A 15558-nucleotide genomic window follows, 5' to 3' on the forward strand; every position below is an offset into this window, starting at 1 on the left:
CCCCGGGGCGGCTCGCACGGTGATGCCTAAGCTTTCCGCCGTGAACGACACCACGCGGGGCACGACACAGGAGATACGGATCAGGCCGGGCGGCCCGGCCGACGCGCAGGCCATCCTGGACATGCTCGACGCGGCGGTGGTCTGGATGAACGGCCGCGGCAACACCGAGCAGTGGGGCACCATCCCGTACTCGCAGACGTCTGGCGGGGCGGAGCGCGTCCATCGGTACACGACCGAGAACGCCCCCTACATCGCGGAGTCGGACGGAGCACCCGTCGGAGCCATGGTGCTGGACTCCGGGCCCAGCCCGCTGATGCCGATCGAGCCCGCCGGGGAACCCGAGCGGTACGTCCGGCTGCTCGTAACCGACCGGCGCTACGCCGGCCGGGGCATCGGGGCGGCACTGCTGGCCCACGCCGCCGAGGAGACCCGGCGGGCCGGCGTCGAATTGCTGCGGGTCGACTGCTGGGCGGGCGGCGGGGGCGAACTGGTCGCGTTCTACGAGCGCCAGGGATTCACCCCCACCAGCCCCTTCCTGTCCGGGACCTGGCCGGGCCAGGTGCTGGCCCGGCGGATCGGCCGACCCCGCGGACGGAGCGATCAGGCGAGGTAGTCGGCGACCAGCGTGGCGAACTCCTCCGGTGCCGCGAGTCTGATCCCGAGAGTCTCGGCCTTGGCGCGCTTGGATCCCGCGCCCTCCCCGGCGACGACCAGGGTGGTCTTCTTCGACACGCTGGAGGAGGAACGCCCGCCGGCCCGTTCGATGAGCTCGTTCATCTGGTTGCGGCTGAGCTGCTCCAGGGCCCCGGTCATCGCACCGGTGACCACCACCGTCATCCCGGCCAGCGGCCCGCCCGCGGCTTCGCCGCCCTCCGCGGTCGGGTCGTCCTCACCGGCCGGAGCGGGCGGGGTGGCGCCGGGCTCGGTCATGTTGACCCCGGCAGCGGCGAGCTTGTCGATGAGCGGGGCGAGTTCGGCCAGCTCGGCGACGATCGACGGGGCCTTCTCGGTGCCGATGCCCTCGACCCGCTGCATCGTTTCCGCATCCGCCGCGCGCACCAACTCCATGGTGGCGAAGTACCGGGCGATGCGCCGGGACATGGAACGGCCGGTGCCGCGGACGCCCAGCGCGCACAGCACCCGCGAGAGCGGCTGTCCCTTGGCCGCCTCGATCGCCGCGAGGAGGTTGTCGGTGCTGGTCTCGCCCATGCGCTCCAGGCCGAGGAGCTGATCGCGGGTCAGGCTGAACAGATCGGCGAGATCGGCGGCCAGACCGGCCTCGACGAGCTGGACCACCCGCGTATGGCCGAGGCCCTCGATGTCGAGCTGGTCGCGGCCGGCGGCGTACGAGAGCGCGGCGACCAGATGGCAGTTGCGGCCCTGCTCGCAACGCCAGCGCTGCTCGCTCGTGTCGATGGCGGATCCGCAGTTCGGGCACGTCTCGGGGAAGACGATGGGCTGTTCCTCGCCGGTGCGCAGATGGGCCACGGGCGCTTCGATCCGGGGGATGACGTCTCCGGCGCGGTGGACCATCACATGGTCGCCCAGCCGCAGATCGCGACGCGTGATGTCCGCCGGATTGTGGAGGGTGGCGTACGTGATGGTCGAACCGTCGATCTCGACCGGCTCCAGCACCGCGCGCGGGGCGATGATGCCCGTACGGCCGACGTTCCACTCCACCGCCAGCAGCCGGGTGATCTTCTCGACGGCCGGGAGCTTGTAGGCGATCGCCCACCGCGGCGCGCGTGAACCCGACCCGGCGGCCCGCTGGTCGGCTGCCAGGTCGGCCTTGATGACGATCCCGTCGATCCCGAACGGCAGCTCGGCGCGCAGTGCCCCGATCTCCTGGACTCGGGCCAGGACCTGCTCGGCGGACGCCGCCGTGATGCCGGGGACGGCGGTGCCGGCGGTGGTGTTCACGCCCAACTCGGCGGCCCGTGCCATGAGTTCGCTGTGCGCGAGCTCGCCCAGCCGGGCGGCCTCCTCAGCTTCGGTTCCGGACACCGGGAGAAGGCCGTAGCCGAAGAAGGTCATCGGAACGGTGTAGGCACGCTCCTTGGCGCGCAGGGTGCCCGCCGCGGCGTTGCGCGGGTTCGCGAACGGCTGCCCACCGTGCGCGGTGCGCACCTCGTTGGCGTGCTCGAACTGGGCCGTCGTCATGAGGACTTCGCCGCGCGCCTCCAGCGTGAGCGGCTCCGTGAGCTCGCCGGGCAGGCCCTCGATCGTTCCGATCGCGTGCGAGACGTCCTCACCGGCCGTCCCGTCCCCGCGCGTCACCAGTTGCGTCAGCCTGCCCTGGCTGTAGCGCGCGGCGATGGCAAGACCGTCGAGCTTCGGCTCGACGCTGAAGTGCTCCACCTCGTGACCGATCCGCCGGGCCACCGACACCGTCCAGGCGGTGAACTCCTCGGGCGAGAACACGTTGTCCAGGCTCAGCATCGCCACCGTGTGCGGGACATCTCCCTCGACGGCGCCGCCCGCGACCTTCCCGGTCGGCGAGTCGGGCAGCACCTGATCGGGATGTTCGGCCTCCCACGCGGCGATGCCGCGCACGAGCCGGTCGTACGCGTCGTCGTCCAGCATGGAGGTGCCGCCCTCGTAATAGGCGGCCGATGCCTTCAACGCGTCCTCGACCGCCTGCGCGTAGGCGACGGCATCCACGATCACTGCGACTGGTGTTGTCATACCCGTCATCCTGCCTGCCACCACTGACAATGCCCTCCCGTCGACCCGCTCGCCAGGAGCCGGCCGCGTTGGCACATGTGAGACGTGGCGCTTTGGTGCCAGCCTCTTGGCGTTCCCCCGGGCCGACGCGGACCGGTAGGACCTAGCCATGATCTCCCTCATACCGCGCCGCCCACGAGGCAGGCGGGCCCTCGCGGCAGCGGCGGCCGCAGCCGCCGTGCTCGGCTCACTCACCGGCCAGGCGGACGCCGCGAACAGCGCGCCCACGGCTCCCGCCGCCCCGTCCCGCACGGGCGCCGACCGCACCGTCACGCTGATCACCGGAGACGTGGTCAAGGTGATGGACCTCGGCGCAGGCAAGCACTCCGTCGACGTACGGCGCCCGCGCGGCGCCACCGGCGGCGTACACACCGAGACGGTCGGCAAGGACCTCTACGTCTACCCGGACGAGGCGTTGCCCTATCTCGCCGCGAACCGTCTCGACCGACGCCTCTTCGACGTCACCGCCCTCATCGAGCAGGGCTACGACGACCAGCACAGCTCCGGACTCCCGCTGATCCTCGGCTACCGCGACAAGGTGGCGGCGACTCCGACCGGCACCACCAAGGTGCGGTCGCTGAAGAGCGTCAACGGCACCTCCGTCCGGGCGTCCAAGAAGCAGGCCAGGAAGCTCTGGAGATCGGTCGCCACCGACACCCCCGCGCAGCGGCCCTCGCTGAAGGGCGGCCTGTCCAAGATCTGGCTGGACGGCCGCGTCAAGGCCACCTTGAAGGACAGCACCGCGCAGATCGGCGCGCCGGCCGCCTGGAAGGCCGGGCTCGACGGCAAGGGCGTCAAGGTCGCCGTGCTCGACACGGGTGCCGACAGCCATCACCCGGACCTGGCCGGCCGGATCAGCAGCGCGGTCAGCTTCGTGCCCGGCGAATCCGCCGAGGACGGGCACGGACACGGGACCCACACCGCGTCCACCGTGGGCGGCAGCGGAGCCGCCTCCGACGGAGCCGAGAAGGGCGTGGCGCCCGGCGCCGACCTGCTGATCGGCAAGGTCCTCGCCAACGAGGGCTACGGAGACGACTCCTGGGTCATCGCCGGCATGGAATGGGCCGTCGACCAGGGCGCCAAGGTGGTGAGCATGAGCCTCGGCGGCTCCGAGCCCACGGACGGCACCGACCCGATGAGCGAGGCGCTTGACCGGCTCAGCGAGAAGAGCGGCGCGCTGTTCGTCGTCGCCGCGGGCAACACCGGGACGGAAGCGTCCATGAGCGCCCCGGGCGCCGCCGACGACGCGCTGACCGTGGCCGCGGTGGACTCCGACGACCAGCTCGCGTACTTCTCCAGCACGGGCCCGCGCTACGGCGACTACGCCCTCAAGCCGGACATCGCCGCACCCGGCGTGGACATCCTCGCCGCCAAGGCCGGGGGCAGCGCCGAGACCGGCTGGTACCAGACGATGAGCGGCACCTCGATGGCCACGCCGCACGTCGCCGGAGCGGCCGCGATCCTCGCCGAGGAACACCCGGAGTGGACCGCGCCGCAGCTCAAGGACGCCCTGATGAGCACGTCGAAGGAGCTCCCCGGCCTGAGCGCCTATCAGGTCGGCGCGGGCCGGGCCGATGTGGCGGCCTCCGTCGACGCGACCGTGACCGCCACCGGTTCGGCGTACTTCGGCTTCGACGCCTGGCCGCACAGCGGTCCGGCGACCGTCGACCGCACGCTCACCTACCGCAACAGCGGTGACAGCGCCGTCACTCTGAAACTCGCCCTCGCCGCGTCCGTGGCCGGCGGCCCCTACGACGTCGACCCGGGCGCCGACGCCGGAACCCCGGCGCCCGCGGGCATGTTCTCCCTCTCCGCCGACTCCGTGACCGTCCCCGCGCACGGCACCGCCTCCGTCACCGCCACCGCGCGGCCGAACCTCGGCGCGAACGGCCGCCGTTACCTCGGCCAGGTGTCCGCGAGCGACGCGTCGGGCGGTGTGCGAGCCCGCACCCAGGTCGGGCTCTACCGGGAGGAGGAGCGCTACTCGCTCGACGTCACCCTCAAGGACCGCTCCGGCAAACCCGCCTCCGGATACGTCCAGTTGCAGCGCTTCGGCAGCGACACCGACCCGCAGATCGTGCCCGTCGGTGACACCGGCAGCGCGACCGTGCGGCTCCAGGCGGGCACCTACAGCGCCCTCAGCTACCTCGACGTGGCCGGCAGCCACGGCCCCGACTCGCTCGGCATGGCGCTGCTCGGTGATCCGGAGATCGTCCTCGACCGCGACCGGACGGTGGTCCTCGACGGGAGCAAGACCCGCGAGGTCACCGCGGAGGTACCGCGCAGGACCGAGGACCGGATGCTCTACATGAACTGGTACCGCTCGGACGGCGGAGTCAGCACCGTGGACTCCGAGTACCTGCTGCCGCCCACGTACGACAGCATGTTCGTGCTGCCCACGCGGAAGGTGACCCAGGGCACCTTCGAGTACGAGACACGCTGGCGCAAGGCGTACCCGCTGCTCTCGCTGAGCCACGACGGCAAGGCACTCACGCCCCTCGGGCAGGCCGGATCCGCCTTCTACGACGGCCGGAAGCGGATGGACGTGGTGTACGCCGGATCCGGCGCCCCCGCCGACTACGCGGGGCTGCGGGTCAAGGGCAAGGCGGTGCTGGTGACCCGTTCCGACACCGTCACCGGTACGCAGCGGGCACAGGCGGCGGCCGACGCCGGGGCGGGACTCCTGCTTGTCGTGAACGACCAGCCCGGCAAGCTCCTCGAATGGGTCGGTACCGACGAGGGCGGCTACAGCGCCGTCCCGGTCGCCTCGCTGACCGCGCGCGAAGGCGCCCCGCTCATCAAGCAGGCCCAGCACGGCTCCCTGCGCCTGAACGTCGAGGGAGCGCCCAACTCGCCGTACGTGTACGACCTCGTCGACCCGCACCCGGGCCGGATCCCCGATTCGGGCCTGACGTACCGGCCGCGCGCCTCCGAACTGGCCGTCGTGGACATGCGCTTCCACGGCACCACCAAGTACCCCAGCGGCGAATACCGTTGGGACTACCGGCCGTACCGCACCTACGCCGTCGGATTCCCGCTGCGTACGGACATGCCCGCGACGCGCACGGACTACCTGTCGGCGCAGCCGGGCACCTCGTGGGCCGAGGACTCGATCACCGGGCCGAACCTGGCTCTGGAGTCACGCGGCGGAATGATCACCTACAAGGCCGGCAAGCGGGTCACCAGCGACTGGTTCGCCCCGGTCGCGCATCCGCGCAACGGCAGCGGCTTCTGGTGGTCGGAGCGGCAGGTGGGCTTCGTGTCCTTCAACGTCCAGCCCTGGACCGACAACGGATCCGACCACGGCGGCTACATGCAGGACGGCAACGACAGCCTGGACTTCAAGGTGTACCAGGACGGTGAGCTGGTGAAGACCTCGGCCTGGGCTTCGGCGACCGTGTATCCCGTACCGGACGTTCCGAGTACCTACACCCTGGACCTGCGTGCCGAACGCGACGCGAGCGCCTACCGGTTGTCGCCCCGCACACACACCGTGTGGAAGGTGCGATCGGCGCCGGTGACCGATCCGATGAAGATCGACCGGATGGCGCTGATGCAGCTGGACTACGACGTCGCCACCGACCTCGCGGGCGACGCGCGCGGTGGCCGGCAGACCCTCGGCCTGACCGGGTCGAACCTGCCGGACGCGGCGGGCGCCGGACGGGTCGCGGGCGCGACGCTCTCCGTCTCATACGACGACGGCCGCCACTGGCGTCCGGTGCGTCTGGACCGTACGGCCACCGGCCACTGGACCGCCCGATTCGACGCCCCGCGCAGCGGATTCGTGTCTCTTAAGGCCCGCACTTGGGACGATGCGGGCAACAGCGTCACGCAGGAGGTGACACGGGCCTACGGCTTGAAGTAGACCTTGGCGTACCCGTGAGACCGGGCGGGCCCGGGCTTCCGCAGCCCCGGGCCCGCCTGGCGTCACCTGCGACGTCAAGGAGTGGCCCATGCTCGCCGCGCTCGGTCTCGGCCCGGCCGAGGAGGAGATCTACCGCCTGCTCGTGGCCCGGGGACGGGCGGCCGTCCATGAACTGGCCGCCGACGGGGACCGCCCCGAGTCCGAGGTGCGGGAAGTCCTCACCGATCTGGCCGGGCGCGGTCTCGTCGTGCGCCAGGCGAGCGAGGACACGGTCACCATGTTTCTCGCGGCACCCCCCGCGGTGGCACTGGGCGGGGAACTGCGGCGGCGCCGCGACGAGTTGAGCGCGGCGGAGCACGCGGTGCTCACTCTCGCGGAGCAGCACCGCACGGGCGCCGAGGGCGGCGCGGTGGAGGTGATCAGCGACATCGACGCGGTTCGCCACCGGTTCAGACAGCTCCAGGAGTCCGCCCGGCACCAAGTACGGTCGATGATGGTGCCCGAACAGACCGTTGTGCCTCGCAGTGACAACGCCGCGGAGGGGGCCGGAGTCCGCCGTGGCGTGCTCTACCGGACGATCTTGCACCGGGAGGCGCTGACCGAGCCCGGAGCGGTCGCCCAGGCCCTCGCCGCGCTGGAAGCCGGACAGCAGGTCAGGGTCGCCGACGCCGTGCCGGTCAAACTCATGATCGCGGACCACGAACTGGCGATGCTTCCCCTGTTCAGCGGCCGCAACACCGCCGCCGCCTCGGTGCTGGTGCACGCCGGAGGGCTGCTGGACGCGCTCGTCGCCTATTTCGAACTGGCCTGGGAGCAGGCGTATCCGCTCTCGCCCCACACGACGGGCGACGGCGTCGCCGAGCAACGCCCGGACGCCATAGACGAATTCGACTCCCGGATGCTCGCCCTGGTCCTCGCGGGACTCACCGACCAGGCGGTCGGCGCGCGCCTCGGCGTCTCCCGGCGCACCGTGCAGCGACGCATCGGTGAACTCATGGCCCGCGCAGGCGCGGAGAGCCGCATCCAGCTCGGCTGGCACGCCGCGCGCAAGGGGTGGGCCTGACACGCGACCCGGTGGTCGTTCCGGGTGTCAGTGTCCCCGGACGGCGGGTGAGGGGCGCGCGGACCGGGTGACGACGAGGTCCGGTTCGCGCGGACCGGGAGGCAGGCCCCTGTCGCGGTCGGCCTGGCGCAGTTCGGCCAGCAACTCCGTCTGGCCGGAGAGCAGTTCGGTGAGGATGCGGCGGGCGGCACGCAGGAGTTCGGCGACATCGCCGCCGGCCAGCGCGTAACTGACGGTGGAGCCCTCGCGGATGGACACCACGATTCCCGAGCGGCGCAGTACGGCCAGTTGCTGCGAGAGGTTGGAAGGTTCGATCTCGATCTCGCTGAGCAGGTCGCGCACCGAGACGGGGCCGCTCTGCAGCAGTTCCAGGACCCGGATGCGCACAGGGTGTCCGAGCATGCGGAAGAACTCGGCCTTGGCCTGGTAGAGGGGGACCTGCCTGGTCAAATCGTTCGCTCCCTGCCGCCTGGGACGGGCTGTATCTCCGGCTGGTGCGGTGGCTGTCTGCGCGCCCCCGCGAGCGGTGCCGTAAGGACTGATCCTCGCGGCTCCACCTCCGCACGCCCACGGGATTGACCTGATCTGGATGTACCTAAATGAAGAAGTCTTCAAGTCGTGGGCATGCGGAGGCGCGGAGAAGCCGGCCGTTTACACCTCGAGTTCGGCCTCGATGCGTGCGAGTTGATGACGCGCCATGGCCAGGTTGGAGGTCGCCTTGTTGAGCACCAGGTACAGGAACAGCCCGTTGCCGTCACGGCTCTTGAGCGGCCGGAGGAGGTGGTACTGGTCCGCGAGCGTGATCAGCACGTCTTCGATCTTGCTCTTGAGGCCGAGGTGCTCCATGGTGCGCACCTTGGCCCGGATCACGTCGGTGTTGCCCGCCGCCGCGACAGACAGGTTGAGTTCCTTGCTGCCCCCCAGCGTGCCCAGTGCCATGCCGCTCGTGTAGTCGACGAGAGCGACGCCCATCGCACCCTCGATGGACGTCATGGTCTCCTTGAGGGAGATCTCCACATTTGCCATACCGATGTCTCCTCCTGGTCACTGCGCGGGCGGAGGAGTTCCCGCCCGGTCAGTGACCAGGACCCTACGGACCGTCCGCGGCGGGCAGCCGAGTTGTTTCGGGACTGGCGGAAGGAGCATCGAAATGCGCGCCGACACAAGCTCTATTGATCACTGTTGTGCGGTTGATGACCATGGATCACGGCCGTGGCGGGAAGGCCAGGTGGCCGCGACGCCGACGGGCGATGCTCACCCGCCGGCCGCGGGCCGTGACGCTGCCGTGCGCGTCGCGAAGTCCGCGAACCACGTCAGCATCTCGGGGTGGGTGATGGATCCTTCGCTGCTGACGTCCGAGCTGCGGGCGCCCTGGAGAATGCGCTTGACCGGGACTTCGAGCTTCTTGCCGGTGAGGGTGCGCGGGACGGCCGGGACCGGCACGATCACGTCGGGCACATGGCGCGGGGACAGCCGGCTCCTGATGGCCGTGACGATCCGCCGGCGCAGGCCGTCGTCGAGCGCGGTGCCCTCGGCGGGCACGACGAACAGCGGCATGAAGTAGTCGCCGTCGGACTGTTCCACCCCGATGACGAGACTGTCGGCGATCTCCGGGAGCTGGTCGACGACGGCGTAGATGTCGGCGGAGCCCATGCGGACACCCGAGCGGTTCAGGGTGGAGTCGGAGCGGCCCGCGACGACGACCGACAGGTCGGGGTCGATCGTGACCCAGTCACCGTGCCGCCAGATTCCGGGGTAGGTGTCGAAGTAACTGGCCCGGTAGCGGGCGCCGTCGGGGTCGCCGACGAAGCGGAGCGGCATGGACGGCAGTGGCGCGGTCACCACCAACTCGCCCTGTTCGCCCGTCAGGGAGTGCCCCTGAGCGTCCCAGGAGGCCAGGGCGACGCCGAGTGCGGGGGCCTGGATGCGGCCCACGCGGACGGGCAGCAGCGGGGTGCTTCCCGCGAGGACCGAGCAGACGTCCGTACCGCCGCAGATGGACTGGAGCCGCACTCCCGGCGTCAGCCGGTCGTGGACCCAGCGCCAGGTGCTGGGCGGCAGGGTCGACCCGGTCTGCAGGACGGTGCGCAGCTTGCCGAGTCCGAACATGTCCGCGGGACGCGAGTCCGCCTTCTCCCCGGCGGTGAGATACGCGGCACCCAGCCCGACCACGGTCGCGCCGGTCCACTCGGCGATCCGCCAGGCGCCGTCTATGTCGGGAAAGGTCGGGCTGCCGTCGTACAGGATGACGGTGCTGCCGTGCAGCAGGCCGCCGACCAGGAAGTTCCACACCATCCAGCTGGTGGAGGTGAGGAAGAGATAGCGGTCGTCGGCGCGCAGATCGACGCCCAGTCCCAGGGCCTTGAGCAGTTCGACCACGATGCCGCCGTGCCCCTGGACGATCCCCTTCGGTATCCCCGTGGTCCCCGACGACCACAGGATCCACAACGGGTGGTCGAAGGGAACGTCGGCGAACTCCAGCTCCTCGTCCGCCGCCGGCAGCGCGGACCAGGCGTGCTGTTCGACGTCGGACCGCCCCGACCACGGTTCGGACGGGACCGGGAAGAGGCTGTCGACCGCGAGGATGTGGCGGACGGTGGGCAGGCCGTCCGCGAGCTCGGCGACCTCCGGGCGTTTGTCGTAGGTCTTGCCGCCGTAGCGGTATCCGTCCGCGGACACGAGGACCGTCGGCTGTGCCTGGCGGAGCCGGGCGAGCACGCTGGGCGTGCCGAAGTCGGGGGAGCAGGCCGTCCACACGGCGCCGACGGCGGCCGAGGCCAGCAGCGCCACGACGGTCTGGCGGAGGTTCGGAAGGTAGCCGGCCACGCAGTCGCCGGGCTGCACGCCCAGGCGGCGCAGGGCCGCCGCGACATCGGTGACCTGCCGGCGCAGATCGTGCCAGGAGATGTCCTCGGGAGTGCCGCCCTCGGTCAGGCAGACGAGCGCGGGGCGGGCGTCCGTGGCCTGGGCGAAGCAGCGTTCGGCGAAGTTGAGCCGGGCACCGGGAAACCAGTCGGCTCCCGGCATCGACGCCTCGCCGAGCACGTTGTCGTAACCGGTGACCGCGTCCAGCCCGTAGAACTCCCACACCGCCGACCAGAATCCAGCCAGGTCGGTGGAGCTCCACCGCCACAGCTCGGCGTAGTCGGAGAAGTCGAGTCCCCGTACTTCGCTCACCCAGTCCATGAAGCACGCGACGTTGGAGTCCTCCAACTCACGGCGACCGGGGGACCACAGGAGGTCGGTGTCGGTGTTCATCGGTCTTCCTTCGTGGATGCCCCGGCCTTCGGGCCGGGGTGGGGGTACCTCCCGCTTGCGGGGAGAAACTGACTCCTGCGGAGCAGGGAAGCGAAAGACGATTCGCCGGCTTCGAGGTCCGGGCGAAGTACCCCCGGTTCAAATCTCTCAAGAAGTCCCGCCGTTGCGCCGAATACACCAGCTCGGCGTTCCGCCACCGCGACGGCCACCTCATGCTCGCCAAGATGCGCGAGGGAGTCCTCCCGAACGGGGCGGTCGTCGGTGAAGCGGGAACTCCAGCGGGCGACCGCTGGACCCCCCCGGCCCTTAGACGGGGGAGGAAGCCAACGGTTGCCTTCTGGGCTGGGACGCGGCGTTCAGCCGGTTTCTTCTATTTCGCGGAGCAGTTCCTCCGCGCGCGGCCAAGGACCGTAGCCGGACCCGGGGTTGAGATGGCCGACCTCGCCGAGGTCCACCAGCCGGCTGCCCCAGTCGCGGGCCAGTTCAGTGACCCGCTCGACTGTGCCGAGGGGGTCGTTCGAGCTGGCCGCGACGACGCTGGGGAAGGGCAGCGGCGTCCGGGGCACCGGTGTCCAGCCGTTCTCCGCGAGCGCCTCGGGCCTCGGATAGCCGTCGGGCAGCGGGGTCTCGAAGTCCGGCGGTGTCGCGAGCAGTGCTCCGTGCACCTGTGCCGTGCTTCCCTGCGCCCAGTGGACCGTGGTGATCACACCGGCGCTGTGCGCGACGATGACGACGGGACCCTCGATCTCGGAGACCACCTTGTCGAGCGCCGCCACGCGGGCCTCGCGGCTCAGGGTGTCCTCGGTGAGCGGCGGGACCGTGCGGACGGTGCGCCCGGCCTCGGCCAGCCGGTTCGCCAGCAGGGTCTGCCAGTGCTCCGCGACATGATCGCGCAGGCCGGGGACGATCACGATCACCGGTTCGGTGGTGGTGCTCACGCGGACACCACCGCGTCCTCCGGCTCCGCCGCCGGGACGGGGCTGCTCGTCAGACGGCGCAGATCACGCTCGTAGAAGTGGCGGCCGATCAGGAAGGCGACGGTGGCGGCGAGCGCCGTGAGCGGGATGACCCGAAGGGCGCCGAGCAGCCCCATGTGGTCGGCGAGCGCGCCGGTCACGGCGGGCCCGGGAGCCAGCCCGAGCAGGCTGTTGGCGAGCGTCAGGGTGGCGAAGGCCGTCGCGGAGATGGACGCGGGGGTCAGGTTGGCCACCATGGCGGTCGCGGGACCGGCCGTGCCGGCCGACAGCAGGGCTCCGGCCGCCAGCGCCGCGAGCTGGAGGGGGCCGGTCGGCAGCTGGAACGCGGTCATGAGCAGGACGAGGGAGCCGATGCTGCACCCGATGGCGACCGCCCATTTGCGGATGGGGAAGGCCCGGCATATGCGGTCCGAGACGATGCCGCCGCCGATCATGCCGATGCCGATGACGAGGACGAAGATGCCGGCGGTCGCGCCAGCCTTGGCGGTGGGCATGTCGTAGTAGCGGTTGAAGTAGCTGGGCAGCCAGGCCATGAGGGAGGCGGCGATGAAGAGCTGGAGACCGCTGCCGACGTAGGCGCTGATGACCGAGACCGAGGAGAACAGCCGGGGCAGCAGCACGCGCAGTCGGCCGCGTGGTCCGGGATCCGTTTGGGCGTCGGTGGAACCGGCCTCCGGCGTCAGTCTCTTCTCGGTGACGACGAAGCCGTAGACCGCGGCCAGGACCAGGCCGAAGATGCCCATGACGCCGAACGCCCAGCGCCAGCCGAGGTGTTGGGCGACCGCGCCGCCGATCGATATGCCCAGGACCGATCCGAAGGCGCCGCCCGCGATGAAGGCACCGGAGAGGGTGGCGCGCAGGCCGATCGGGAAGATGCTCAGGACGACGGCGATGCCGACGCTTCCGTACGCCGCCTCACCGATGCCGACGAAGAGCCGGCCGATGAACATCTGGTCGTAGCTCGCGGACACCGCGCAGCCGAGGGTCGCCACGCTCCACATCGACGCGGCGAGGAGCAGGCTCTTCACCCGGCCCCAGCGGTCGGCCATCAGCGACATGGGGAAGGTGAGCACGCCGACCATGAGAGCGACGACTCCGCTGAGCGAACCGAGCTTGGCGTCCGTGAGCAGCCACTCGCTCTTGAGCATGGGGAAGACGGCGTTGAGGACCTGCCGGGACATGTAGTCCGACAGCAGCAGGCCGAAACTGAGGGCGAAGACCACCCAGGCATAACGTCGGGTCACGGGCCATCCGGACGAGGCGGTCGTGTCCGTCTCGGGAATGGATCCAGCAGTGGTGTGCAACTCCATTGTCATCACCTCACGCGCTTGGAGGAAGGGTTCTAGAACGGTCTGTCGCCGACGATTCCGGCACGCTCCATGCGGCGGACGGCGGGCCAGTAGTCCTGTACGGCGTAGTGCTGGGTGGAGCGGTTGTCCCAGATGGCGACGCTGTTCGGGGTCCAGCGCCAGCGCACCTGGTACTCCGGGATCGCGGCCTGACCGATCAGGTAGTTCAGCAGGAGGCTCGCGCCGGGGGCGAAGTCCTGCCCGAACCGCACGTTCTCGGGCGTGTGGTAGTTCACGAAGTGCGTCGTGAACGCGTTGACGAAGAGGATCTCCTCGCCGGTCTCCGGGTGGACGCGGACCACCGGGTGCTCCGCGTCGGGGAAACGCTCCTTGAGAGCGTGCCGCTTCTCCTGCGGCATGGCGGCGCCGAAAGTGGCCTCGATGCTGTGCCGGGCGCGCAGCCCACGGATCTTGGTGCGGATGTCCTCTGGCAGCCGGCGGTACGCCTCGGCCATGTTCACCCAGATCGTGTCCCCTCCGACGGGAGGCCCTTCGATACATCGCAGCACGGCGCCCATGGGCGGGCGCTCGCGCCACGTGGCATCGGTGTGCAGGGCTCCCTCGTACGACTCCGCCGGGCTGTCCAGGTCCTTGTAGATCCGCACCAGGCCGGGGTTCTCGGGATCGCTGCCGGCCACCGGGTGGTCCTCCAGCGCGCCGAAACGTTCGGCGAACGCGACGTGTTCGGCGCGCGTGATGTCCTGGTCCCGCAGGAACAGCACCTTGTACTGGAGCAGCAGGGACCTGATCTCGTCGAAGAGATCGTCGTCGCGTGAGGCGTCGCCGAGGTTCACACCGGACAGTTCCGCCCCGATCGTGCAGGTCAGCGGTTCGACCCTGATCGAGCCGCGATTGTGGGCGCGGACCGGAGCGCCCTCGGGGGGAGCGAGCGTGTGTTCCATGGTGCTTCCTCCTGGAGTGAGTGGAGTTGAACCGCGGGGGAGGGGTGGGCTCAGAGGACGAAGACGGACGAACCGGTGGTCTGCCCGGCCTCAAGTTCGCGGTGCGCCTGGGCCGCGTCCTCGAGGGCGAAGCGCTGGTTGACCTCGATGGTGATGCGGCCGGAGGTGACGTGGTCGAAGAGTTCACCCGCGAGGTCCGCCCGTTCGGCGGGGTCCGCGATGTAGTCGGCGAGGGCGGGCCGGGTGACGAACAGGGAGCCCTGGACTGCGAGTTGCATGGCGTCGATGGGCGGGACGGGGCCGGAGGCGGTGCCGAAGCAGACCAGCAGGCCGCGGCGGCGCAGCGAGGCGAGCGAGGAGGCGTACGTGGTCTTGCCGACGCTGTCGAAGGCCACCGGGACCCCTGCGCCGTCGGTGAGTTCACGCACCCGCTCGGCCACGTTCTCGGACCGGTAGTGGATGACGTGGTCGCAGCCGTGCGCGCGGGCCAGTTCGGCCTTCTCCTCGGTGGAGACGGTGCCGATGACATTCAGACCGAGCAGCTTGGCCCACTGGCAGACGATGAGGCCGACGCCGCCCGCCGCCGCGGTCAGCAGGATCGTGTCACCCGCCTTGAGGGGGTGGATCCTGCGGAGCAGGTACGCGGAGGTCAGACCGCGCATGGTCATCGCCGCGGCGGTCTCGAAGGCGATGCCGTCCGGCAGCTTGATCAGCGAGTCGACGGGCATGACCCGCTCGGTGCTGTAGGCGCCGAGCGGACTTCCGGTGTACGTGACCCGGTCCCCCTCGGTGAACTGGGTGACGCCCTCGCCCACCGCCTCGACCACGCCGGCCGCCTCGACACCCAGCCCGGCGGGCAGCGGCGCGGGGTAGAGCCCGGTGCGGAAGTAGGTGTCGGCGAAGTTCAGTCCGACGGCGTGGTGACGGACCCGGACCTCGCCGGGGCCGGGGTCGCCGACGACGACCTCCTCCCAGCGCAGGACCTCGGGACCGCCGGTCTCCTTGAATCGAATGGCGTGGGCCACGGGAATGCTCCGTTGTCGGGTGTCGGGTGTCGGGTGAAGGGGAGGCGAGGGGAGTGGAAGGGGCCGCCGGAGCCGGGGGGCCTGGCCCCGGCGGCCGCGTGGCGTGAGCAGCAGAGCGGCGCCACGGTGGTTCCGGCCGCGACCGGACTGTCGCGCGGTGGCCCGACGGTCGGTCGGCCCGGTGGTGCGGGGACGCGCGCGACGGCTGGTGGGGCCGGCACGCCGGCCGGTGCCCGGCCGAGCGGCCGGCGCGGGGCCCGTGCCACGGTCACCATTCGATCGGGTGACCGGTGCATGGGCCGGCGCCGTGGCCGGGCGGGCCACGATGGTGCCGGCCGTGGCCCGGTGGCCGGGACCGTGGTCCTTGCCCTGGCCCGGGCGGCTGGGACTGTGGT

11 protein-coding genes and 1 pseudogene are annotated in these 15558 nt (G+C 70.8%); 4 read left to right on the top strand and 8 right to left on the bottom strand.

Going from position 1 to position 15558, the window contains the following annotated elements:
- Positions 1–40: 40 nt before the first annotated feature.
- Positions 41–613, top strand: coding sequence for a GNAT family N-acetyltransferase (locus tag ACZ4N5_RS24010; protein ID WP_467759110.1), 573 nt, complete (start codon positions 41–43; stop codon positions 611–613).
- On the opposite strand, the gene ligA is transcribed toward ACZ4N5_RS24010, so the two are convergent.
- Positions 601–2685 (bottom strand): NAD-dependent DNA ligase LigA, encoded by a 2085-nt coding sequence (gene ligA / locus ACZ4N5_RS24015; protein ID WP_467759111.1) that lies wholly within the window; start codon positions 2683–2685, stop codon positions 601–603. The two genes, ACZ4N5_RS24010 and ligA, sit on opposite strands and share 13 nt — an antisense overlap.
- A gap of 148 nt (positions 2686–2833) precedes the next feature.
- On the opposite strand from ligA, the gene ACZ4N5_RS24020 reads away from it, so the two are divergent.
- Positions 2834–6589, top strand: a complete 3756-nt coding sequence (locus ACZ4N5_RS24020) for a S8 family peptidase (protein ID WP_467759112.1) — start codon at positions 2834–2836, stop codon at positions 6587–6589.
- 88 nt (positions 6590–6677) lie between these two features.
- Entirely contained in the window at positions 6678–7652 is a 975-nt protein-coding gene (locus ACZ4N5_RS24025; RefSeq protein ID WP_467759113.1) for a helix-turn-helix domain-containing protein, read from the top strand.
- A 27-nt stretch (positions 7653–7679) separates the two neighbouring features.
- On the opposite strand, the gene ACZ4N5_RS24030 is transcribed toward ACZ4N5_RS24025, so the two are convergent.
- From ACZ4N5_RS24030 to ACZ4N5_RS24040, 3 genes are all read right to left on the bottom strand, one after another.
- Entirely contained in the window at positions 7680–8054 is a 375-nt protein-coding gene (locus ACZ4N5_RS24030) for an ArsR/SmtB family transcription factor (protein ID WP_467759213.1), read from the bottom strand.
- Positions 8055–8303: 249 nt separating this feature from the next.
- The gene (locus ACZ4N5_RS24035) at positions 8304–8678 is read right to left on the bottom strand and encodes a hypothetical protein (protein ID WP_261705830.1); all 375 of its coding nucleotides are present in this window, start codon (positions 8676–8678) and stop codon (positions 8304–8306) included.
- Positions 8679–8906: 228 nt separating this feature from the next.
- Positions 8907–10910, bottom strand: coding sequence for an acetoacetate--CoA ligase (locus ACZ4N5_RS24040; protein ID WP_467759114.1), 2004 nt, complete (start codon positions 10908–10910; stop codon positions 8907–8909).
- A 110-nt stretch (positions 10911–11020) separates the two neighbouring features.
- Between ACZ4N5_RS24040 and ACZ4N5_RS24045 the strand changes: the two are divergent.
- Positions 11021–11167, top strand: a pseudogene (locus ACZ4N5_RS24045) (RNA-guided endonuclease TnpB family protein); the annotation flags it as partial.
- Positions 11168–11266: 99 nt separating this feature from the next.
- Here ACZ4N5_RS24045 and ACZ4N5_RS24050 read toward each other — a convergent pair.
- The 4 genes from ACZ4N5_RS24050 to ACZ4N5_RS24065 all read right to left on the bottom strand — a co-directional run bounded on the left by ACZ4N5_RS24050 (position 11267) and on the right by ACZ4N5_RS24065 (position 15163).
- Positions 11267–11848: an RBBP9/YdeN family alpha/beta hydrolase gene (locus ACZ4N5_RS24050; RefSeq protein ID WP_467759115.1), complete on the bottom strand. Its 582-nt coding sequence runs from the start codon at positions 11846–11848 to the stop codon at positions 11267–11269.
- Complete coding sequence (locus tag ACZ4N5_RS24055; protein WP_467759116.1) at positions 11845–13131, bottom strand: MFS transporter; 1287 nt, start codon at positions 13129–13131, stop codon at positions 11845–11847. The genes ACZ4N5_RS24050 and ACZ4N5_RS24055 overlap by 4 nt, the downstream gene beginning before the upstream one ends.
- Positions 13132–13229: 98 nt before the next feature.
- Positions 13230–14138: a TauD/TfdA dioxygenase family protein gene (locus ACZ4N5_RS24060; protein WP_467759117.1), complete on the bottom strand. Its 909-nt coding sequence runs from the start codon at positions 14136–14138 to the stop codon at positions 13230–13232.
- Between the two features lie 50 nt (positions 14139–14188).
- Positions 14189–15163, bottom strand: a complete 975-nt coding sequence (locus ACZ4N5_RS24065; RefSeq protein WP_467759118.1) for a quinone oxidoreductase family protein — start codon at positions 15161–15163, stop codon at positions 14189–14191.
- Between the last annotated feature and the right edge of the window lie 395 nt (positions 15164–15558).

The sequence above is a fragment of the Streptomyces sp. NPDC026500 genome, from assembly GCF_055567635.1.

Excerpts from the sequence above, each read along its gene's own strand:
- ACZ4N5_RS24020 (WP_467759112.1), top strand. The coding sequence starts at position 2,834 with ATGATCTCCCTCATACCGCGCCGCCCACGAGGCAGGCGGGCCCTCGCG.
- ACZ4N5_RS24060 (WP_467759117.1), bottom strand. The coding sequence starts at position 14,138 with ATGGAACACACGCTCGCTCCCCCCGAGGGCGCTCCGGTCCGCGCCCAC.
- ACZ4N5_RS24030 (WP_467759213.1), bottom strand. The coding sequence starts at position 8,054 with ATGCTCGGACACCCTGTGCGCATCCGGGTCCTGGAACTGCTGCAGAGC.
- ligA (WP_467759111.1), bottom strand. The coding sequence starts at position 2,685 with ATGACAACACCAGTCGCAGTGATCGTGGATGCCGTCGCCTACGCGCAG.
- ACZ4N5_RS24035 (WP_261705830.1), bottom strand. The coding sequence starts at position 8,678 with ATGGCAAATGTGGAGATCTCCCTCAAGGAGACCATGACGTCCATCGAG.
- ACZ4N5_RS24040 (WP_467759114.1), bottom strand. The coding sequence starts at position 10,910 with ATGAACACCGACACCGACCTCCTGTGGTCCCCCGGTCGCCGTGAGTTG.
- ACZ4N5_RS24025 (WP_467759113.1), top strand. The coding sequence starts at position 6,678 with ATGCTCGCCGCGCTCGGTCTCGGCCCGGCCGAGGAGGAGATCTACCGC.